At 46.3% G+C, this 18,489-nt stretch carries 25 protein-coding genes; 20 read left to right on the top strand and 5 right to left on the bottom strand.

All coding sequences use genetic code 11. From position 1 onward, the window contains the following. Positions 1 to 209: 209 nt before the first annotated feature. Positions 210 to 1,361: a 3-phytase gene (gene phyC / locus NYE36_RS11360; RefSeq protein WP_094032091.1), complete on the top strand. Its 1,152-nt coding sequence runs from the start codon at positions 210 to 212 to the stop codon at positions 1,359 to 1,361. Positions 1,362 to 1,410: 49 nt separating this feature from the next. On the opposite strand, the gene NYE36_RS11355 is transcribed toward phyC, so the two are convergent. Then, on the bottom strand, positions 1,411 to 2,367 hold the full coding sequence (locus NYE36_RS11355; RefSeq protein ID WP_033574683.1) for a DUF3880 domain-containing protein: 957 nt from the start codon (positions 2,365 to 2,367) through the stop codon (positions 1,411 to 1,413). Between the two features lie 6 nt (positions 2,368 to 2,373). After that, positions 2,374 to 2,805 (bottom strand): hypothetical protein, encoded by a 432-nt coding sequence (locus NYE36_RS11350; RefSeq protein WP_033574682.1) that lies wholly within the window; start codon positions 2,803 to 2,805, stop codon positions 2,374 to 2,376. Positions 2,806 to 3,015: 210 nt separating this feature from the next. On the opposite strand from NYE36_RS11350, the gene cgeC reads away from it, so the two are divergent. The 14 genes from cgeC to NYE36_RS11280 all read left to right on the top strand — a co-directional run bounded on the left by cgeC (position 3,016) and on the right by NYE36_RS11280 (position 14,741). Beyond that, positions 3,016 to 3,315, top strand: a complete 300-nt coding sequence (gene cgeC, locus NYE36_RS11345; RefSeq protein ID WP_033574681.1) for a spore maturation protein CgeC — start codon at positions 3,016 to 3,018, stop codon at positions 3,313 to 3,315. A gap of 64 nt (positions 3,316 to 3,379) precedes the next feature. After that, a complete protein-coding gene (locus tag NYE36_RS11340) occupies positions 3,380 to 4,651 on the top strand; it encodes a glycosyltransferase family 2 protein (protein ID WP_094032092.1) in 1,272 nt (423 codons plus the stop codon). A 38-nt stretch (positions 4,652 to 4,689) separates the two neighbouring features. Continuing rightward, positions 4,690 to 5,469: a GNAT family N-acetyltransferase gene (locus NYE36_RS11335; protein WP_015240038.1), complete on the top strand. Its 780-nt coding sequence runs from the start codon at positions 4,690 to 4,692 to the stop codon at positions 5,467 to 5,469. Between the two features lie 78 nt (positions 5,470 to 5,547). Continuing rightward, positions 5,548 to 5,694 (top strand): YjcZ family sporulation protein, encoded by a 147-nt coding sequence (locus NYE36_RS11330; RefSeq protein ID WP_014418145.1) that lies wholly within the window; start codon positions 5,548 to 5,550, stop codon positions 5,692 to 5,694. 137 nt (positions 5,695 to 5,831) lie between these two features. After that, the gene (locus NYE36_RS11325) at positions 5,832 to 6,278 is read left to right on the top strand and encodes a GyrI-like domain-containing protein (protein ID WP_043867216.1); all 447 of its coding nucleotides are present in this window, start codon (positions 5,832 to 5,834) and stop codon (positions 6,276 to 6,278) included. 246 nt (positions 6,279 to 6,524) lie between these two features. Further along, a complete protein-coding gene (locus tag NYE36_RS11320; protein ID WP_053573286.1) occupies positions 6,525 to 7,856 on the top strand; it encodes an aspartate aminotransferase family protein in 1,332 nt (443 codons plus the stop codon). 6 nt (positions 7,857 to 7,862) lie between these two features. Then, positions 7,863 to 8,552, top strand: a complete 690-nt coding sequence (locus NYE36_RS11315) for a CoA transferase subunit A (RefSeq protein WP_015240035.1) — start codon at positions 7,863 to 7,865, stop codon at positions 8,550 to 8,552. Then, on the top strand, positions 8,537 to 9,232 hold the full coding sequence (locus tag NYE36_RS11310) for a 3-oxoacid CoA-transferase subunit B (protein WP_015240034.1): 696 nt from the start codon (positions 8,537 to 8,539) through the stop codon (positions 9,230 to 9,232). The genes NYE36_RS11315 and NYE36_RS11310 overlap by 16 nt, the downstream gene beginning before the upstream one ends. Continuing rightward, a complete protein-coding gene (locus NYE36_RS11305; protein WP_094032106.1) occupies positions 9,198 to 10,505 on the top strand; it encodes a peptidase in 1,308 nt (435 codons plus the stop codon). The genes NYE36_RS11310 and NYE36_RS11305 overlap by 35 nt, the downstream gene beginning before the upstream one ends. After that, a complete protein-coding gene (gene ablB, locus NYE36_RS11300) occupies positions 10,468 to 11,340 on the top strand; it encodes a putative beta-lysine N-acetyltransferase (protein WP_033574677.1) in 873 nt (290 codons plus the stop codon). The genes NYE36_RS11305 and ablB overlap by 38 nt, the downstream gene beginning before the upstream one ends. Continuing rightward, positions 11,337 to 12,758, top strand: coding sequence for a lysine 2,3-aminomutase (gene ablA, locus NYE36_RS11295; RefSeq protein WP_031379013.1), 1,422 nt, complete (start codon positions 11,337 to 11,339; stop codon positions 12,756 to 12,758). Before ablB ends, ablA begins: the two co-directional genes overlap by 4 nt. After that, the gene (locus tag NYE36_RS11290; protein WP_012117773.1) at positions 12,755 to 13,033 is read left to right on the top strand and encodes a YokU family protein; all 279 of its coding nucleotides are present in this window, start codon (positions 12,755 to 12,757) and stop codon (positions 13,031 to 13,033) included. The genes ablA and NYE36_RS11290 overlap by 4 nt, the downstream gene beginning before the upstream one ends. Positions 13,034 to 13,107: 74 nt before the next feature. Continuing rightward, complete coding sequence (locus tag NYE36_RS11285; protein ID WP_007407941.1) at positions 13,108 to 13,332, top strand: YozE family protein; 225 nt, start codon at positions 13,108 to 13,110, stop codon at positions 13,330 to 13,332. A gap of 728 nt (positions 13,333 to 14,060) precedes the next feature. Continuing rightward, the gene (locus tag NYE36_RS11280) at positions 14,061 to 14,741 is read left to right on the top strand and encodes a hypothetical protein (protein ID WP_014418138.1); all 681 of its coding nucleotides are present in this window, start codon (positions 14,061 to 14,063) and stop codon (positions 14,739 to 14,741) included. On the opposite strand, the gene NYE36_RS11275 is transcribed toward NYE36_RS11280, so the two are convergent. Then, positions 14,738 to 14,881, bottom strand: a complete 144-nt coding sequence (locus tag NYE36_RS11275) for a hypothetical protein (RefSeq protein WP_012117771.1) — start codon at positions 14,879 to 14,881, stop codon at positions 14,738 to 14,740. The genes NYE36_RS11280 and NYE36_RS11275 overlap by 4 nt on opposite strands. 116 nt (positions 14,882 to 14,997) lie before the next feature. Between NYE36_RS11275 and NYE36_RS11270 the strand changes: the two genes are divergently transcribed. From NYE36_RS11270 to NYE36_RS11260, 3 genes are all read left to right on the top strand, one after another. Further along, the gene (locus NYE36_RS11270) at positions 14,998 to 15,171 is read left to right on the top strand and encodes a YozD family protein (protein ID WP_003153696.1); all 174 of its coding nucleotides are present in this window, start codon (positions 14,998 to 15,000) and stop codon (positions 15,169 to 15,171) included. A gap of 73 nt (positions 15,172 to 15,244) precedes the next feature. Continuing rightward, positions 15,245 to 15,856, top strand: coding sequence for a phosphatase PAP2 family protein (locus tag NYE36_RS11265; protein WP_053573290.1), 612 nt, complete (start codon positions 15,245 to 15,247; stop codon positions 15,854 to 15,856). Between the two features lie 59 nt (positions 15,857 to 15,915). After that, positions 15,916 to 16,236 (top strand): YodL domain-containing protein, encoded by a 321-nt coding sequence (locus tag NYE36_RS11260; protein ID WP_003153700.1) that lies wholly within the window; start codon positions 15,916 to 15,918, stop codon positions 16,234 to 16,236. A 54-nt stretch (positions 16,237 to 16,290) separates the two neighbouring features. Here NYE36_RS11260 and NYE36_RS11255 read toward each other — a convergent pair whose 3' ends face one another. Beyond that, positions 16,291 to 16,416 (bottom strand): hypothetical protein, encoded by a 126-nt coding sequence (locus tag NYE36_RS11255; protein WP_003153701.1) that lies wholly within the window; start codon positions 16,414 to 16,416, stop codon positions 16,291 to 16,293. 136 nt (positions 16,417 to 16,552) lie between these two features. Here NYE36_RS11255 and deoD point away from each other — a divergent pair, with 136 nt between their 5' ends. Both deoD and NYE36_RS11245 read left to right on the top strand, forming a co-directional pair. Further along, positions 16,553 to 17,251, top strand: coding sequence for a purine-nucleoside phosphorylase (gene deoD / locus NYE36_RS11250; RefSeq protein ID WP_003153702.1), 699 nt, complete (start codon positions 16,553 to 16,555; stop codon positions 17,249 to 17,251). A gap of 83 nt (positions 17,252 to 17,334) precedes the next feature. Next, positions 17,335 to 18,153 (top strand): M15 family metallopeptidase, encoded by an 819-nt coding sequence (locus tag NYE36_RS11245; RefSeq protein ID WP_015417648.1) that lies wholly within the window; start codon positions 17,335 to 17,337, stop codon positions 18,151 to 18,153. A gap of 43 nt (positions 18,154 to 18,196) precedes the next feature. On the opposite strand, the gene NYE36_RS11240 is transcribed toward NYE36_RS11245, so the two are convergent. Continuing rightward, positions 18,197 to 18,448 (bottom strand): hypothetical protein, encoded by a 252-nt coding sequence (locus NYE36_RS11240; RefSeq protein WP_007612011.1) that lies wholly within the window; start codon positions 18,446 to 18,448, stop codon positions 18,197 to 18,199. Positions 18,449 to 18,489: the final 41 nt, after the last annotated feature.

The following is an 18,489-nucleotide window of genomic DNA, read 5'->3' as shown; positions in this document are numbered from 1 at the left end:
CTGATGCGCTTTTATATCGCTTTACCTGGTTAATAGAATAGAAATAACAAATAAAACATTGTACTAAATGTTCATTTTAAATATTTGCTCATGTCAATTCTTTCTCTTCATAAATTCTCACATGCGGACAATCTTCACAAAAACTTAACACTGAACTTCCTGTATGTATTTTACAATTAAAGTACACTTTCATAAAAGGAGGAAGGAAAATGAATCATTCAAAAACACTTTTGTTAACCGCGGCAGCCGGATTGATGCTCACATGCGGTGCGGTTTCTTCCCAGGCCAAGCATAAGCTGTCTGATCCTTATCATTTTACCGTAAATGCGGCGGCGGAAACGGAACCGGTTGATACAGCAGGTGATGCAGCTGATGATCCTGCGATTTGGCTGGATCCCAAGAATCCTCAGAACAGCAAATTGATCACAACTAATAAAAAATCAGGCTTAGTCGTGTACAGCCTAGAGGGAAAGATGCTTCATTCCTATCCTACCGGGAAGCTGAACAATGTTGATATCCGCTATGATTTTCCGTTGAACGGAAAAAAAGTCGATATTGCGGCGGCATCCAATCGGTCTGAAGGAAAGAATACCATTGAGATTTACGCCATCGACGGAAAAAACGGCACATTACAAAGCATTACGGATCCAGACCGCCCGATTGCGTCAGCAATTGATGAAGTATACGGTTTCAGCTTGTACCACAGTCAAAAAACAGGAAAATATTACGCGATGGTGACAGGGAAAGAAGGCGAATTTGAACAATACGAATTAAATGCTGATAAAAATGGATACATATCCGGCAAAAAGGTAAGGGCGTTTAAAATGAATTCTCAGACAGAAGGGATGGCAGCAGACGATGAATACGGCAGTCTTTATATCGCAGAAGAAGATGAGGCCATCTGGAAGTTCAGCGCTGAGCCGGACGGCGGCAGTAACGGAACGGTTATCGATCGTGCCGACGGCAGGCATTTAACCCCTGATATTGAAGGACTGACGATTTACTACGCTGCTGACGGGAAAGGTTATTTGCTTGCATCAAGCCAGGGTAACAGCAGCTACGCGATTTATGAAAGACAGGGACAGAACAAATATGTTGCGGACTTTCAGATAACAGACGGGCCTGAGACAGACGGCACAAGCGATACAGACGGAATTGACGTTCTGGGTTTCGGGCTGGGACCTGAATATCCGTTCGGCCTTTTTGTCGCACAGGACGGAGAAAATATAGATCACGGCCAAAAGGCCAATCAAAATTTTAAAATGGTGCCTTGGGAAAGAATCGCTGATAAAATCGGCTTTCACCCGCAGGTCACTAAACAGGTTGACCCGAGAAAACTGACTGACAGAAGCGGAAAATAAACATGAAAAAAGCAGCTTATCCAAGCTGCTTTTTGATGTGAAGAGCGTTTCATGAGAAAGTCTTGGAACGGATAGCCGCAAGCACAGCCGGAAGCTGGTCATACGTGTACGCCGGTACTGTCTCTTCATAATTAAGCGCCGCGATTTGTTTACGTTCACCTGGGTTTGTCATATAAAAATGGATTTTATCCGCAAAATCCGCAAGCCCGCTGTAAGAAACAAAGGATGAAAACGGGGGCGCGGGAGAAAGGTCTGTCAGCTGAAAGGCCTGACAAGCCGCAATGTCTAAGCTTCTCGTATTTAAACTGATATTTTCGATGCCGCGTCCGTTCTGATTGAGCGCAAACCGATAAGAACGATGAGGGTTTAAGACCACGTCCGCGCTGTTGTAATATAATGCGGCACGTTCGGGTGCAATCCATTCATCCATTACGAGCACATTTTGCTGCCTGACGATTTTTTTAGGCAGATGTCTGCGCCATCCCTTCCCGATAATACGAAGCGTATACGGAAGCTTCGCCGCTGCTTTCACCAGTTCAACGCGGTTCGGGTACGGGTATCCGATCAGAAGCAGATTTGTGTGAAGAGAAGATTCAGCAGGTTGTTTCTTAAAAAGCCGCTGATTAACGGGGATCGGGACATAATATACGTGCTGTAAGCCCATTTGCCGGTAAGCATCAAGCGCGTTTTGTTCTATCGTTAAAACGGCATCGGCGAAAGGGGCGATTGTCATGCTCACATCGAAATAAAAAGGATCTTCCGTCATCCATAGATAAACGGGAATCTGTTCTGTCTTCAGCCATTGAAGCCATTCAGACGGAATACGGTCTCCCGTCATCATCAGGCTGATGTCTGGTTTGAATGCCCGTATACTGCGGATGGTATCTTCCTCAAACTCAGAAACAGAAAAAAAGCGGACGGAAGACTGTAAAAAGCCTTCCTCGATCCAGCGGTCAAAATACGTGTATATGCCTTTATATCCTGAACGGATATATAAAACGTTCATATGCTGTTACGAAGTGAACGTGACACTTTCAACTTTGTCGACGTCAAGCAATGTTGTAGCAGAGCCTGCCGGTGTAACGGAATTTTCCTGCGTAACAAAAACGATTCCGTGAATTTCGTCAAAGGCAACAAATTGAACCGGGCCGATCATGTCTCCTGAATCCATCACAATGCTGATGACAGTGCCGGGCTGAATTCTTGCAAAAATCCATCTCGCCGCTAATGAAATACCGCTTCCCAATACAGATTGTGCGCTGAGACTGTCTTTCACCGCTGCTTCATCTACTTTTGCATCAATTGCCGCTTCCAATAATTCTTTTACGCTGTTTTTCACGTTATCTCCTCCATCTGTACCGCTAGATAAAGCGCTGTTGTCAAATACAGGGGCTAAAAGAGTTTTCAATAAGTTCTTTTTAAGCTCCAAACGATCTTCGCTCATGCGGACATACACCTCCTTTAACAATTTCAACCTCACGTTTATTCATATTCCTGATTGAAGAGATTGGTATAAGTCGAATGCCGTTTTGCTTGTGTTTTTTTCAATATTTAATCAAACAGCTGAATTTTCGAATCAGGCTTTGTTTGCCTATGCGGTTTGTAAGAGTATGACATACGTTGTATAGATTAAAAAATGAAGGAGAGGAATACTTTGGATTCAGAAGAAACTGTAAAACACGGGGGTTTTGAGGAGGAATTTCAGCTCGTACTGCTTCTTCTTCTTTTGTTATCCCGTCAGCCGTCCGAAGATCATTCAGATTTGCGGCGTCAGCTTGTAATGGCAAAAGAGCTTGGGGTTCCTGTATCACGCGTCAATCTGATTAACGGCAGCACACTGCAAAACGTAATAGTCAAAGAAGTGCTGTCAGATTTGGCCGTTTTTCAAAATCCGCTCAATCATACGAGATCAAACGTCGCGATTTCAAGCATCGTCAGCTGGGGTGCTTTTTAATAACGGATATCAGGCTCTGTCTCTTTCGGAGCCGTTTTTTATGTTTTACAGAAGGGGTGATGGGATGGAAAAGAAGATCTCAATTATCTTAACGAGTTACAACAAACCGGATCTTGTGAAACAGGCGATTGAAAGTGTTTTGCATCAGACCCACAGCAATTGGGAGCTGTTTGTGATGGATGATCATTCAAATGAAGAAACCTCGGCTGTCATCAGTACGTATATAAAAGATCCTCGCATATATTATGACAACAGTTTTATCAATCCTGCCGAACGGCTGAAGTCCACCCGGTATGCCGTTTTGATTAATGATGCGCTTTCACGGGCTAAAGGCGAATACATCACTTATTTGACAGACGACACCGTATTTCATCCGGATAGGCTCAGCCGCATGGCGGAAGCGCTTAATCAATACAGCGAGTTTGATGCCGTCTATTCCAGCCAGAAGGTGATACATGTAAACGGGCGCGGAACAGAACAATTCCACTTCTATCGTTTTGCTGAAGAGGTGCTTGATCAGGCCGCTTTTCTCGTTGATCACTGTTCAGTGATGCACCGGAGATCATTGCTTGAGCGTGTGAAAGAGAAGTTCGGCAGCTTTTGGGACGAAGATGTTATGCATTGGAATCACGGAGACTCTGTTTTTTGGAGCAGGCTCAACACATTTACATCATTTCTGCCGATAAAAGAAGTGTTGGATACGACCTATAAAACACCCCACTCATTTCAGAACACGTATCAATCGCTTCCGTCTGTCCTGATCGACGGATCCTTTGTAAAGGGGACGGATCAGAAAGTATATCAGCTTGACCGAAATAAAAGGAAGCCTGTAAACGAGCGCTGGCATTCGTTATATGAAGGGCGAACCGTCGTCATTCCGGATCCGTTTTTATTTCAATATGAGGAAGAGAACTCCGTCAGTATTCCGAATTTTCAGCTCGTCAGGGATCAGTTTCATGTTTATTTTATAGAAGACGGGGAGAAAAGACTGGTTGATCATAGCGCATTTCGCTTTTACCGATTTAAACGGCATGACATCCCGGCTTTAGAACGGGACGAAATACAAGCGCTTCCGGACGGTCCGCCGATCAGCCGGGGGACATCGGGGTGTATTCAACATCTGCCCGGGAGAATGCTGTTTCGCATTGAACGGGAATTTTATGTTTATTTGAGAGGGGTTCTCCATCCGATCAGTCATGACGTAGCGAAACGTTTTTTTGCGAATCAGAAGGCGATACCCATTTCCTTCCAGCAAATTAAACAATTACCAATTGGAATGCCGTTCTATCCGGTGTACGATGAAATTATGAGAAATCTCAATATAACAAAAGGTTGAGAGATGCAGTTGGATGTGTAAGGAAAAGGAGAGCTTTTATGACCGATCAATTTGATAAAACCGAGAAGCAGTATATAGAGCTTACTTCCGGCATTCAGAGGTTCGAGCATTTCAGTGTATATACGGACCCTTTTTTGCCGCAGATTTTTTCGCATAACTTTGTTCAGCTGCACCGTACATTTCCGTTAGACAAACTGCTGCCGTTTTTTTCGTCCGTTCCGGGCTTGCTTCAAGCCAATTATATTCATGTGAAAGCGGCTCCGGAGCACGCGTTTCCGCTTCTTCTGAAACAAAATCTCGTAAAGCAGGGCTGCGTAGTGGAAGATGAGCTGTTTTTTGCAAGGAAACTGGAAAATGGGGACCTGCAGGCGGGACACCCGCTCACTGCTTGGGGGACGGAAAAAAGCCTCGCCGACGGGTCGTCTATTATGAACATCTATGACGCCCTTTACATTGGCGAGGCGGCGGCCGAACAAAAGCTTGAGCGGAAATATCCTTTGTATAAGGACGGAACGGTCATGCTTGTTGTGTGCTACAGCGACGCCTCGCAAACGATTCCGATCGGCTGCGGAGAGCTTTTCATCAACAAAGCAGATAAAACCGCAAAAATAGAAGAAGTCGCAATTCTGGATCAATTCCAACGAAAAGGCTACGGATCGATATTGATGAATGAGCTGATGGCGGCGGCAAAGCTGAACGGCATGGAAACCGTATACCTTGTGACGTCCGGGATGGACGGTGTAAACCGCTTTTATGAAAAACTCGGCTTCAAAAGATTTCGGCGCGTGCATACAATTTTTCATTATTTTCTTACATAGTTGGGCATTCGCATAAACCAATTGGGAGTTGGCCCGCATACAATGCCGTATATCGTAAGAAGAAAGGATGATTTGCGTATGTACGGATACGGATATGGCTACGGTTGCGGCAGTTTTGGCTATGGTTACGGGCACGGCGGCTGCGGAGGCGGAACCAGCACTTTTGTGCTGATCGTGGTATTGTTTATTTTATTAATCATCGTCGGTGCGGCTTTTATTTGTTAGACTGAAAAAAATCCTATAATGAAAATCAGCCTGCAGAGAACATCACTTTCTGCAGGCTTTTTGTTATATCCATGCTGAAAAATCAGCTTGAAAAACATTTTAATACATATTACCTTTCTGGAGAAGGGGGCGAAAATGTGAACATAACGATTGAAGAATTACCTGAATCGAGAATTGCTTATTTCCGAAACGTCGGAGAGTATGGCGGAAAGCAAAACAAAGAACTGATGGAGTCATTTAAAAACTGGGCGCAATTGAATGGTCTGCTTGATCATTCTGTCATTTTAGGAATTCCGCAAGATCATCCGAATCGTACTCCTAAAGAGAAATGCCGCTATGATGTTTGTCTTGTTATCAATCAAGACCATGTGCCTGAACCAGCCCGGATCGGTACATTTTCCGGAGGTAAGTACGCTGTTTTCTTGCTTGATCATACAAAAGAGGCAGTCAGTGGATTTTGGAACACTGTTTTTTCTGAGATCGAAAAAAATAATTTATCAATCAGAGAACAGCCCATTATCGAAAGGTATACTTTACAAAAGGTGAATCATCATTTGTGTGAAATATTGATTCCCATACAGTAAAGAAGACGGGAATTTTCCGCCTTCTGCTTATCTGATTCAGACCAAAAATGATGTGATGATGAGCTGAGCAAAGAATAAAATCAACAATAGGAATAGAATTTCCAGAACGCTCTTCAGGCTGTCGGGACATTTCCGGCAGCCTGTTTTACAGAAAGGCATTTTCTGCAAAAAACTTTCTGAAGGATAAGAATGCGGTTATTCATCTGTTCATACAATGAAGCAAATGGGTTTTCGAGGTGGAAAGATATGGGGAGCTATTTAATCAAACCGGAGCTTGACGCAAATTATCCGTCAGTCAGTCATGGAAAGGGATCATATGTGTATGATCAGGAGGGGAACAAGTATCTTGACGGAGCATCGGGGGCGGTCACTTGCAATATCGGCCACGGCACGGAGGATATTATACAAGCTTTAAAAGAGCAGCTTGACTCTGTTTCGTTTGTGTATCGCTCGCAATTCACCAGTACTCCGGCAGAAGAACTGGCTTTATTTCTGGGGGATCATCTGCCGGGCGGGCTGAATTGGTCATTTTTTGTAAACAGCGGCTCAGAGGCAGTCGAAACAGCGATGAAAATGGCCGTTCAATATTGGCAGGAAAAAGGGCAATACCAAAAATCCGTCTTCTTATCAAGATGGGGCAGTTACCACGGCATTACTTTGGGAGCGCTTTCATTATCGGGGTTCTACGAACGGAGATACCGCTTCACCCAGTTGATCGAACGGTTTCCTGCCGTTTCAGCGCCTAATATGTATCGTTCAGAGCTGCAGGGAGAGGAATTTGTGAAAGCTGCGGCGGCTGAACTGGAAACGGCTGTTCAACGGATCGGTTCCTCATTTATCGCGGGATTTGTCGCAGAACCGATTGTCGGAGCAGCCGGGGCGGCCATCACTCCGCCGGCAGGTTATTATGAAGCGCTTGAGGAGGTCTGCCGCCGGCACGGTATTTTGTTTATCGCGGATGAAGTCATGACGGGGCTCGGGAGAACAGGGCGGATGCTTGCTTCTGAGCATTGGGGGATCGCACCTGATATCGCGGTGCTCGGAAAAGGGTTAGGCGCCGGTTACGCTCCGATAGCGGCAGCTGTTGCGTCTGATGACATCATTGAAACGATCAAGCGGGGCTCCGGGGTCATTATGAGCGGACATACGTACAGTGCCAACCCATACTGTGCTAGAGCGGCGCTTGAAGTGCTTCGCTATGTTAAGAAACACGAGCTGCTTCGGCAGTCAGAGGAGAAAGGCGTAATGCTGAAGCGGAAATTAGAAGAAATCAAAGAGCGCAGCGGGGTGATTGGGGATGTCCGCGGTAAAGGCCTCCTGATCGGGGTTGAATTCGTTAAGGATAAAACGACGAAGGACGTTTTTTCGAAAAAACAGGCCTTCACCGAAAAAATCATTAAAGCGGCAAAAAAACGGGGCCTGCTTATTTACCCTGCAAAGCCCGGTATTGACAGCGGAGAAGGAGACGCCGTCATCATCGCCCCGCCGTTCACGATTTCATATGCCGAGCTGGATGAGCTGTCAGATCTATTTTCACAGGCCGCAGAAGAAGTTGAAAAAATGATGAAGAAGGATTGAGCTGATATGTCTATTTTTCATAAAAAAATCGATATTCATGAAGCAATTGCCGATGTCAAGGACGAATCTGTCATTATGTTCGGCGGTTTTGGGGGAGTGGGTTCACCTCCGTCATTAATCGAAGCGATTTTGGAAAGCGGCGTTAAAGAGCTGACCGTCATCTGCAATGATGCCGGATTTCCGGAAATCGGCATCGGCCCGCTTATCGTTCATAAGCGGGTAAAAAGGCTGATCGCTTCCCATATCGGCTCAAATCCTGTCGCGGGCAGACAAATGACTGACGGAGCGCTTGAGGTGGAATTTTCGCCGCAAGGGACGCTTGCTGAACGGATTCGCGCAGGCGGAGCGGGGCTAGGCGGTATTTTAACTGATATCGGCATTGATAACGCAACCGTTTGTGAAAACAAAGAAACCGTAACGATTGACGGAAAGTCCTATTTAGTTGAAAAAGCGCTGACGGCTGATTTCGCTTTTGTGTCCGCACATACTGCTGATGAATTCGGGAATCTGACGTTTGACAAAACGGCGCGCAACATGAACCCTCTGATGGCTGCGGCGGCCGAAAGAACATTTGCTGAGGCGGCAGAGATTGTGCCTGCCGGCGAACTTGACAGCGAGCATATTGTAACGCCGGGCGTTTTCGTGGAGGGTGTCGTGCAAAGTGAAGGAGTGAAGTGGAAATGGGCTTGGGAATAGCGGAAAGAGAGAGTATCGCGAGGCGGGCCGCCAGTGAAGTTACCTCAGGTATGATTGTCAACCTGGGGATCGGCATTCCTTCTTTAGTGCCGAACTTTCTGCCGGCCGGCATGGAGGTCATGCTGCAGGCGGAAAACGGCGTCCTCGGGATCGGCGGCAGTCCGGAGCGCGGAGAGGAGGATGAGCTTTTATGCAATGCGGCCGGATTTCCTGTCAGTACAGTTAAGGGAGCTTCCTATTTTGATTCAGCTCTGTCTTTTGCCATGATCAGAAAAGGGCTGATAGATATTACCATTTTAGGCGCGCTCCAAGTCAGCAGGACAGGTGATCTCGCCAATTGGCTCGTGCCGGGAAAAAAAGTGCCTGGAATGGGCGGGGCGATGGAGCTTGCCCAAGGCGCGAAAAAAGTGGTTGTCGTCATGAGCCACACCGATCAGAAAGGCCGGCCGAAGCTTGTCGAAAGCTGTTCATTGCCGCTTACAGCAGCTGGCTGTGCAGATCTCATCATTACAGAGAAAGCCGTCATCAGCATAGATGATGGGGCTTTTGTTCTTGAGGAACTGCTGAATGGCACGACCATAGACGATGTCATTCAAACAACGGATGCCGAAATCAGATTGGGAGAATGTTTTCTTAAAAGGGGGCCTGTCCATGGATCAATTAGAAAAGAAAGTCACTGAGTGGGCGGAAGAAAACACAGCAAAAGCGGTAAGCTTGCTGAAACGGCTGATCGGGGAAAAAAGCACGTTCGGCCATGAATTTAACGCACAGGCGGTCGTTTTAGAAAAACTGAGACAGTTTGACATGGATATTGATGTATGGGAGCCGAGTGTCAAACATTTGAAAGAGCATCCTTATTTTGTATCGGAACGCGAAGACTTCCATGAAAGCCCGAATATCACAGCTGTAAAGAAAGGGGCCGGGGGCGGAAGATCACTGATACTGAACGGACATATTGATGTTGTCCCGGAAGGAAATCCCGCCGCATGGACGTATGAACCGTTTGCCGCTGTTGAAAAGGACGGCAAAGTTTACGGCCGCGGGTCAACGGATATGAAAGGCGGCAATACAGCCCTCTTGTTTGCGTTAGAAGCGCTTGAAGCCTGCGGGATTACATTAAAAGGAGAAGTTCTGTTTCAAAGTGTCGTAGATGAAGAGTGCGGCGGCGCGGGAACACTGGCGGCTGTTATGAGGGGCTACAAGGCTGACGGGGCGCTTATTCCCGAACCGACTAATTTAAAGCTGTTTGTTAAGCAGCAAGGGTCTATGTGGTTCCGCATTACGGTAAGGGGATTGTCCGCACACGGCGGCACCCGCTATGAAGGGGTGAGCGCCATTGAAAAAAGCCTGCATGTCATCACAGCCCTTAAAGAGCTTGAACACGTCCGCAACGCCCGTATCACAGACCCGCTTTATCGGGACGTTCCGATTCCGGTTCCCATTAATATCGGCACCGTCCAAGGGGGAACGTGGCCATCATCGGTAGCTGACCGTGTGGTGATAGAAGGCAGGTGCGGAATAGCGCCGGATGAAACGCCCGAAGCAGTAAAAGAAGAGCTCGCAAGCTGGCTGAAAGATTTGGAGTACCGGGATGAATGGTTTAAACACCACCCCGCGGAAATAGAATGGTTTGGGGCTCAGTGGCTTCCGAATGATCTCCCGGATGAGCATCCGCTGATTTCCGCTCTGGAATCTTCTTTTGAGAAAATGAAAGGGGCAAAACCGGTTCGTGAAGCGTCCCCGTGGGGAACGGACGGAGGGCTTTTGCAGCACGCGGGACAGACGCCGGTCATCGTCTTCGGGCCGGGAGAAGTCAAGGCGGCGCATCAGGCGAATGAATACATTGAAATCCGGGCGTTAATCGATGCCGTCAAAATCATTTCTCTTTTTATCATGGAATGGTGCGGGGTGGCAGATGGGGGTGACGGAGCTGATAAAGGAACTGAGGGCTGAAAAGGGAGCGGCCGAGATTGATGCAGACCGTTTCAATGAGCGGCTCAGAGTCATTCGTTATGACGGACAGATCACGGCGCTTATTCCGGCCGTTTTGGCAGAAGCAAAGCAAGAAGGAGCCCAAAAGGTAATTTTCTTTGCCAAGCGCGGCGATGAGCCGGAATTTGTCAAGCATCTTTTTATTGTTGAGGGTGTCATAGACGGGTATTACAACGGGCATGAGGCTGTTGTGATGGTGCGCTATTTATCAGAGGAACGGAGACGGTCAGATTCATATGTATCAGAAGATTCGACTGTTGACCGTTTATATGAGACACCGCGGCGGGGACTGACTCAGACAGAAAGCACGCTGATGTTCAGAAAAGCGGCCGAAGATGATGCAGACCGTTTAACGCACTTATATAAACATGTTTTTCTTACCTATCCGACTCCTGTCTTTAATCCCCTTTATATTAAAAAAACAATGAGAGAAAACACCATCTATTATGCCGCATTCGATCAGGATCGTCTCATTGGGGCGGCAAGCGCAGATATCAATCCGGTATTGGGGCACGCTGAAATGACCGATTGCGCGGTTCTGTCAGATTACAGGGGGAACTCCGTAACGGCACACTTGTTTAAAGCGTTGGAGCAGGAACTCGCGGGCCGGGGAATCATCCATCTTTTTTCCTTGGCCCGTGCAGCGTCTTACGGGATGAATGCTGTTTTGTATCATGCCGGATACGGCTACAGAGGCAGGCTTGTGAACAACTGCCGCATTTCAGAAGGGCTCGAAAATATGAATATATGGTGCAAGACTTTACGTTTGGCCATTCATAAGGAGGAATTCGTTTGACAAACAAATGGTTTCAGCCGAAGCGTCATTGGAAGGAGATTGAATTGTGGAAAGATGTGCCGGAAGACAAGTGGAATGATTGGCTGTGGCAGCTCACCCATACTGTAAGAACCGTCGATGATCTGAAAAAAGTCATTCATTTGACCGAAGAGGAAGAAGAAGGCGTCAGGATGTCTGTAAAAACCATTCCCCTGAACATTACGCCTTATTATGCTTCTTTAATGGATCCCGATAACCCGAGATGTCCGATCCGCATGCAGTCCGTGCCGCTGTCAGAAGAAATGCACAAAACGAAATATGACCTTGAAGATCCGCTGTTTGAAGATGAAGATTCACCGGTTCCCGGTCTTACGCACCGCTATCCCGACCGCGTTCTTTTTCTGGTGACAAATCAATGCTCGATGTATTGCCGATATTGCACAAGAAGGCGTTTTTCCGGACAGATCGGAATGGGGGTGCCGAAAAAACAGCTTGATGCGGCCATCGCTTACATCCGGGAAACGCCGGAAATCCGTGACTGCCTGATTTCCGGCGGAGACGGGCTTTTAATCAACGATCAGATTCTGGAATATATTTTAAAAAACCTGCGTGACATTCCCCACCTTGAAATTATCCGGATCGGAACGAGAGCACCCGTCGTATTTCCGCAGCGGATAACGGATAACCTTTGTCAGATTTTGAAAAAGTATCATCCGGTCTGGCTGAACACTCATTTTAATACGAGCATTGAACTGACGGAAGAATCGGTTGCGGCGTGTGAAAAGCTCGTTAACGCAGGTGTTCCGGTCGGTAACCAGGCCGTTATTTTAGCAGGCATTAACGATTCGGTGCCGATTATGAAAAAACTCATGCATGATTTAGTGAAAATCCGCGTGCGTCCGTATTATATTTATCAATGTGATTTGTCAGAGGGGATCGGCCATTTCAGAGCGCCTGTGTCGAAAGGGCTGGAAATCATTGAAGGACTGAGGGGCCACACAACTGGCTTTGCCGTGCCGACCTTTGTCGTCGACGCCCCGGGCGGAGGCGGTAAAATCGCCCTGCAGCCGAACTACTTGCTCTCCCAAAGTCCGGAGAAAGTTGTGATCAGAAACTTCGAAGGGGTGATTACATCTTATCCCGAGCCGGAAAACTATATCCCGAATCAAGCCGACGACTATTTTGAATCTGTTTTTCCGGGAACGATGGCCAAACGCGAGCCGGTCGGACTGAGCGCCATTTTCGCGGACAAAGAGGTTTCGTTCACACCGGAAAATGTATCGAGGATCGACAGGAGGAAAACGTTTACATCAAACCCTGATCATGAAACGCTGAAAGACCGCAGGGAAAAGAGAGATGAATTGAAAGAAAAGAAATTTATTGCACAGCAAAAGAAAGAGCAAAAAGCAGGATCGGAAGTCGGAGGTGAGTCGCCGTGAAGCCATGCGAGTGGTGCGGCAATCAGAAGGCGTCAGCTTGTCAGGCGGCTGTGTACTGGGAGCTTCCTGACGGTACGAGGGCCATAGAAATTACAGAAACACCCGCATTCGCCTGTTCCTCCTGCGGCATGACTTATCAGGAGGAAGCGGTCATAGCGGAAATCGAAAATCAGCTTTTTTTAGTCAATGCAAAAAAATTACCGGAAACACTCACATATCAAGAGCTGATGGAGACAGAACGGATCTTGAAACGGAATTATTTTGACTTCTCCTAGTCTTCTTTTGTTGTAATTTCACACTTGAATTGTATAATAGTACAACAAAAGACAGTCATCAGGAGGGGAAACCCATGAAATCCTTTTATCACTATTTGATGAAATACAGGCATCCCAAGCCGCAGGACGCAATCAGCCAGTTTGCGAATCAGGCATACGAAGATCACGGCTTTCCGAAAACGTCAAGCGATTATCACGAGCTCAGTTCTTATTTAGAACTGAGCGCCGACTATTTAGAAACGATGGCGACATTTGATGAAGCTTGGGAAAAATATGAGACCGAGGTGCATCACGCCTGACGAAAAACCGCACATTGTGCGGTTTTTTTCTGTTGAAATCACTCGCTTATGAGGTGCCGTATGATCAAATCCCGTAACGCCGTCCGTTTTGATCAGCACGTAAACAAATCTTCCTGACGGCACGGATCATAAGGCAGGAGAATGTATAGCTGCAGAGTTCACCGGATCAGGCCTGCTGACGGTGGGGTCCTGGGTAAGGAGCCTCTTTTCACGGAGAAATAATCAAACATTTAAATGAAGTGAGGGGAATTAAATGATCCATTAGGTAAGACTGATGAGGCACTGACGTTTGGACGGAATAGGGGATTTTATGTGACAAGGTTGAAGCGGATTGAAGTTGTGCCTTGCAAATATGCAGCCGGAATTGGATCTCCTTACATCTTCGATGATGTGTTTCACGGCAAATCTTGAACATCACGGCGGTGATATTGTCAACATGCCTTCGGACCGGGTATTTACCTTTGCGTCATAGAGAAAAAAACAAAGACTCATAAAAAATAGAAGCTTTTTGTCTCAGCATTGTTACTGCTCACTGCTCAGTCGATCGAGAGCGGAATGTCATCGGACGCTTCTGTTACGGTAAGTGAAAAAACGCACAAGCATGTTGCGGTTTTTGCCATTTTGAACAGGTGCAGAAATAGATATTTCCTGTGGTTTTCATGCCCATGCGAAATGATGGCGGCCGGCATACGATAGCGTATGACAGTCCGCGGCAAGGGGGAGACAGCATGAAGCCAGATAAACCGAAATTTCAAGTGGGAGACATCGTGGTCGTCGTGATGTACGGAACCGTCGGCACCATTACGAAGGTTCATCAAATTGATAAACATTATCTTTACGAAGTCAATCATAATGAAGTGCTTTATTTTGAATCGTCCATCCAGCTTTATAAGGATTATGAGGGCGTGATCGTCGATATGGAGAAATTGGATATTGAATATGAATTTCTGATCGGCGACGTCGTATATGTAAAGGACTACGGAAAGGAATTATTCCGTGTCATCGGCCACAGAACTGAAATATGGAGATATTTAGAGGATGGCTGGGAGGATATTATTTATGAGCTGACTCGGCTGAAAGACGGAGAGTGGCTTGAAACGGAGGAAGAGGATCTCACGCTGGTTCTGAGAAAATATGAAATGGATCAGTTTGTGCATCAGCTGCTGTTTGTCCACTATGTTGGAGAAGCATCTCATGAGATCGGCGAGGATACCGTCGCGTCTGCTCTTCTTCAGTTTGAAGGCGATGCTGATGATCCCGATACCCTGCATGTGCTGGCGGTATCGATTGTAGATGAGCTGCTTGATATTTATAACGATTATAAGATTCTTTATCATTTGTTCGGTGACGAAGAATATAAAGATATGATGAATTTTGTGCTGGAAAGCCTGCGGGAGCATTTCAGCTAGCCGGCAAAAAAACGGACGGTGACATATAAAAACCAGGGCAGACAGCCGGCAAAGATGACAAACGACATTCCTTTCAGCACTTTTTCCAATACGATATCAAATCCATCTCCGTCCAATAAAGCCATCATTTTCGTCATCATCTTTTCTCCCTCCGGGGCTTGTTTTTAAAAGTATATGAGCGGACAAAACGTTTAGAACTTTCGGGTATAATTTGAACGGTTTTTTCATAAAACATAAAAAAGGAGGCGGTGTTTGCATGAAAGAAATAGATCTTGTGATTGACACAGAAGAAATAGCTGATTATTTTTACAGTCAGCTTGCTATGCGCGGGTACATACCGAGTGAAGAGGAAATCTTCGAAATAGCCGACATCACCTTTGATTATTTATTAGAAAAATGTATGATAGACGAAGAGCTTGATGAAGACTGAAACTGCGGAACCGAAGTGAAAAAGCTTCGGTTTTTTCAATCAGCTCGGGAGAATGAAACATGGGGGGAAAACGTTGTACAAGCCAGCAAGTCTTTTCGCATTGTTTATTCTGCTCGCAGCAGCGATCCGGATAGAAGCCGTCCGGGTTTTTGATGAGCGTGTCATAGAAGCGGCTGTCAGGATCAGGGCTGCCTGGCTGAATGAATTGATGTTATGGATAACGGAGCTCGGCACGACCGCGGTGCTTTTGCCGCTTCTTCTTTTGACAGGCGCGGCTCTGTATATGTACAAAAAAACGCCGGATGTTGTTTTTTTGCCGCTTCTCTTTCTCATTGAACGGATTGTAAACATAAAAATAAAAGAATTGATTGAAAGAGCCAGACCCGCTTTTGAACCGCTCGTCCATGAAACCTCATACAGTTTTCCGAGCGGCCACTCCATGAATTCGGCAGTGATGTATCCCGTCATCGCTTACTTTTTGATCAAGCATGTTCCGTTTTTCACGAAAAGAAAACGGGCCGTCACCGTCTTTACCGGAGTTCTCGTCATTCTGATCGGATTCAGCAGAATTTATTTGGGCGCGCATTTTCCGACGGATGTCCTTGCCGGATTCAGTCTCGGACTTTGCCTCGTTGCGCTTTTTGCGCTCTTTGACGAAAAGTATCATCCGTTTCGACAAAAATAGAGACAGGAGAAATGAGAAAAAACGCTAATACTATTAAGAAATAAGAGGGAGGGATCTTGATGCTGTTATCGCTGCCCGTGTTTAAAAAAAAGACTTGCGCCTATGATGTGACGATTTTTCAAACACCCCGCTACGGCGAGAAAAAGGGATACAGGGTCGTCTATCGGACAGAGCTGGCCGCTGACAATCATCAAGACGCACTGGAAAGGGCATTTTCTGTTTTTAATGTGCCTGATACGGTCCCAAACGACTATCAAGCCAGATTCATAGCGACCGGAGATGTCATACTCATAGACGAAGGAAGAAAAGGAAAGACCTATTACAGGCTTAACCCTGCGGGATGGAGCAAAATTAACCGGCTGCTCGTCCAGCCGAGGTAAGATGGGGCCGGCTGAATCTTCAGCCGGCTTCCGTATTGTCTGGGAAACACAGTGTTAAGGCTTCCGTTTAGCGGCGGAATGCTCTTTTCCATGCGCTTCATCAGCTGCAATGACGTCTGAAACGGGCACGTGATTGTTCTTTTTCTGGCCGGTCACCCGGTTGCGCTGTTTTTTGCCCATTATGTTCACTCCTTTTTCTTTAGGCTTGTCATCCCGCATATTCTGCCCAAGATCGCCCTGATCATGCTGATGATTGTCTCTTACCGTTATTCAGTGTACAATGGGTGGGAGTTTGAATAGGCAGGAGGAAAAGGAAATGAGTGTACATATAAACGCTGAAAAAGGCCAAATTGCGGATACAGTGCTTTTGCCGGGAGATCCGCTCCGAGCGAAATTTATTGCGGAAACGTATCTTGAAAATGTGGAATGCTATAATGAAGTCAGAGGAATGTACGGATTTACGGGTACATATAACGGCAAAAAAGTATCAGTTCAAGGCACCGGCATGGGTGTTCCGTCTATCTCTATTTATGTGAATGAACTGATTCAAAGCTATGATGTTCAAAACTTAATCAGAGTCGGCTCATGCGGAGCCATCCGTAATGACGTGAAGGTGCGTGACGTGATTTTGGCTATGACGTCTTCAACGGATTCACAGATGAACCGTGTCGCCTTCGGCAGTGTAGATTATGCTCCTTGCGCAGACTTCGAACTGCTTCATAAAGCGTACCAGGAAGCGCAAAAAAACAATCTTCCCGTAGCGGTCGGAAGCGTATTCACCGCCGATCAGTTTTACAATGAAGACTCCCAAATCGAAAAGCTTGCCAGATACGGCGTTCTCGGCGTAGAGATGGAAACGACTGCTTTATATACGCTTGCCGCTAAATACGGCAAAAAAGCGCTGTCTATCCTGACTGTAAGCGATCACGTATTAACGGGAGAAGAAACAACGGCAGAGGAGCGTCAAACGACTTTTCATGATATGATTAAACTGGCGCTGCATACTGTTTCGTAAACTTGAGATGAGGGTTATGCTGATTAAAGCAGCCCTCTTCTTTATGCATCGCCCTGATTCAAAAAAAGAAAGGTAAGTGTAAAATGAAGAAATCCACTAAATGGTTCTCGCTCGCTGCCGCTCTCAGCGTAACCGCAATCGTGGGAACCGGCTGCAGCATTTCAGGCGGCGACAGCCACAAGGACACAAAAACAGCAGCTGAAACAAAACAATCAGATGACACATCAAGCAAAAAAACAACGAAGGCAGAAAACAGCGATTTTGTATTGGAGAGCAAATATTTTAATGATATTAAAGAAGTGAACGGGCTTGAGACCATTCAAAACCCGACAAATACACTTGCGCTCGTGAATAAGACATACACGCTGCCGGGAGATTATAAACCGAATGATCTCGTGATCCCGAAAGTCGAATTTTCTTTTACTGAGAAAATCGAGAAACGATATATCCGCAAACCTGCCGCCGATGCTTTGGCGAAACTATTCAGCGCCGGGAAAAAAGAAGGTTATGACCTGGTTGCCGTTTCAGGATACCGTTCTTATGACAGACAGAAAGTTATTTTCGATAATGAAGTCAGTCTGAAAGGTGAAAAAAAGGCGAAAGAAGCCGTCGCATATCCAGGGCAAAGCGAACACCAGACGGGGCTTGCCATGGACATTTCCAGCAAAAGCAACGGATATGAGCTGAATGAAGCGTTCGGAAACACGGCGGACGGCAAATGGGTGAAAGACCATGCGTATGAATACGGCTTTATCATCCGCTATCCTAAAGGCAAAGAAAATGTCACAAAGTATGAGTATGAACCATGGCATTTACGCTATGTAGGCAAAAAAGCGGCAAAAGCCATCCATGACCATCAATTAACGCTTGAAGAATATTTTAATGAAGTAAAGAAAGTGTAATAAGAAGAAGCCCGCTTGAAAAATAGAAAGCGGGCTTTCTTTATTACCAGAAGAGTAAACCTCCAAGCGCAAATCCGGTAATTAAACCAAGGCCGATACCGTAGGCTGCTCCCCAGCCTCCCCAGCCTCCCCAATAGCCGAACCCGTATCCTCTGTGACGGCCGCCGACAGGGGCGATATACACTTTGCTGTTAGTCACCCGTACGATTCTTCCGACGTGGACTCTGCCGTTTCGTTCTGTAATTCTTGCTACTTTTCCCTGGTGCTGCCGGCAAAGATGATAATAGTTTTGCATCTTTTCTCCTCCTATCCAACCTATCTTTCTATGTCAGCTTA

The sequence above is a fragment of the Bacillus sp. FSL R5-0593 genome (assembly GCF_038603755.1).
In the GTDB taxonomy this organism is placed as follows: Bacteria; Bacillota; Bacilli; order Bacillales; family Bacillaceae; genus Bacillus; species Bacillus velezensis.
The sequence above is the reverse complement of the archived record's forward strand: the minus strand, read 5'-3'. Positions and strand labels throughout refer to the sequence as shown.

Coding starts and splice junctions, on each gene's coding strand:
- NYE36_RS11355 (WP_033574683.1), bottom strand. CDS start 2,367: ATGAACGTTTTATATATCCGTTCAGGATATAAAGGCATATACACGTAT.
- NYE36_RS11280 (WP_014418138.1), top strand. CDS start 14,061: ATGAAGCCAGATAAACCGAAATTTCAAGTGGGAGACATCGTGGTCGTC.
- NYE36_RS11315 (WP_015240035.1), top strand. CDS start 7,863: ATGTCTATTTTTCATAAAAAAATCGATATTCATGAAGCAATTGCCGAT.
- NYE36_RS11310 (WP_015240034.1), top strand. CDS start 8,537: ATGGGCTTGGGAATAGCGGAAAGAGAGAGTATCGCGAGGCGGGCCGCC.
- NYE36_RS11255 (WP_003153701.1), bottom strand. CDS start 16,416: ATGGGCAAAAAACAGCGCAACCGGGTGACCGGCCAGAAAAAGAACAAT.
- deoD (WP_003153702.1), top strand. CDS start 16,553: ATGAGTGTACATATAAACGCTGAAAAAGGCCAAATTGCGGATACAGTG.
- NYE36_RS11335 (WP_015240038.1), top strand. CDS start 4,690: ATGACCGATCAATTTGATAAAACCGAGAAGCAGTATATAGAGCTTACT.
- NYE36_RS11320 (WP_053573286.1), top strand. CDS start 6,525: ATGGGGAGCTATTTAATCAAACCGGAGCTTGACGCAAATTATCCGTCA.
- NYE36_RS11260 (WP_003153700.1), top strand. CDS start 15,916: ATGCTGTTATCGCTGCCCGTGTTTAAAAAAAAGACTTGCGCCTATGAT.
- NYE36_RS11270 (WP_003153696.1), top strand. CDS start 14,998: ATGAAAGAAATAGATCTTGTGATTGACACAGAAGAAATAGCTGATTAT.
- ablB (WP_033574677.1), top strand. CDS start 10,468: ATGGGGGTGACGGAGCTGATAAAGGAACTGAGGGCTGAAAAGGGAGCG.
- NYE36_RS11285 (WP_007407941.1), top strand. CDS start 13,108: ATGAAATCCTTTTATCACTATTTGATGAAATACAGGCATCCCAAGCCG.
- NYE36_RS11245 (WP_015417648.1), top strand. CDS start 17,335: ATGAAGAAATCCACTAAATGGTTCTCGCTCGCTGCCGCTCTCAGCGTA.
- NYE36_RS11240 (WP_007612011.1), bottom strand. CDS start 18,448: ATGCAAAACTATTATCATCTTTGCCGGCAGCACCAGGGAAAAGTAGCA.
- NYE36_RS11275 (WP_012117771.1), bottom strand. CDS start 14,881: ATGATGACGAAAATGATGGCTTTATTGGACGGAGATGGATTTGATATC.
- phyC (WP_094032091.1), top strand. CDS start 210: ATGAATCATTCAAAAACACTTTTGTTAACCGCGGCAGCCGGATTGATG.
- NYE36_RS11350 (WP_033574682.1), bottom strand. CDS start 2,805: ATGAGCGAAGATCGTTTGGAGCTTAAAAAGAACTTATTGAAAACTCTT.
- NYE36_RS11340 (WP_094032092.1), top strand. CDS start 3,380: ATGGAAAAGAAGATCTCAATTATCTTAACGAGTTACAACAAACCGGAT.
- NYE36_RS11330 (WP_014418145.1), top strand. CDS start 5,548: ATGTACGGATACGGATATGGCTACGGTTGCGGCAGTTTTGGCTATGGT.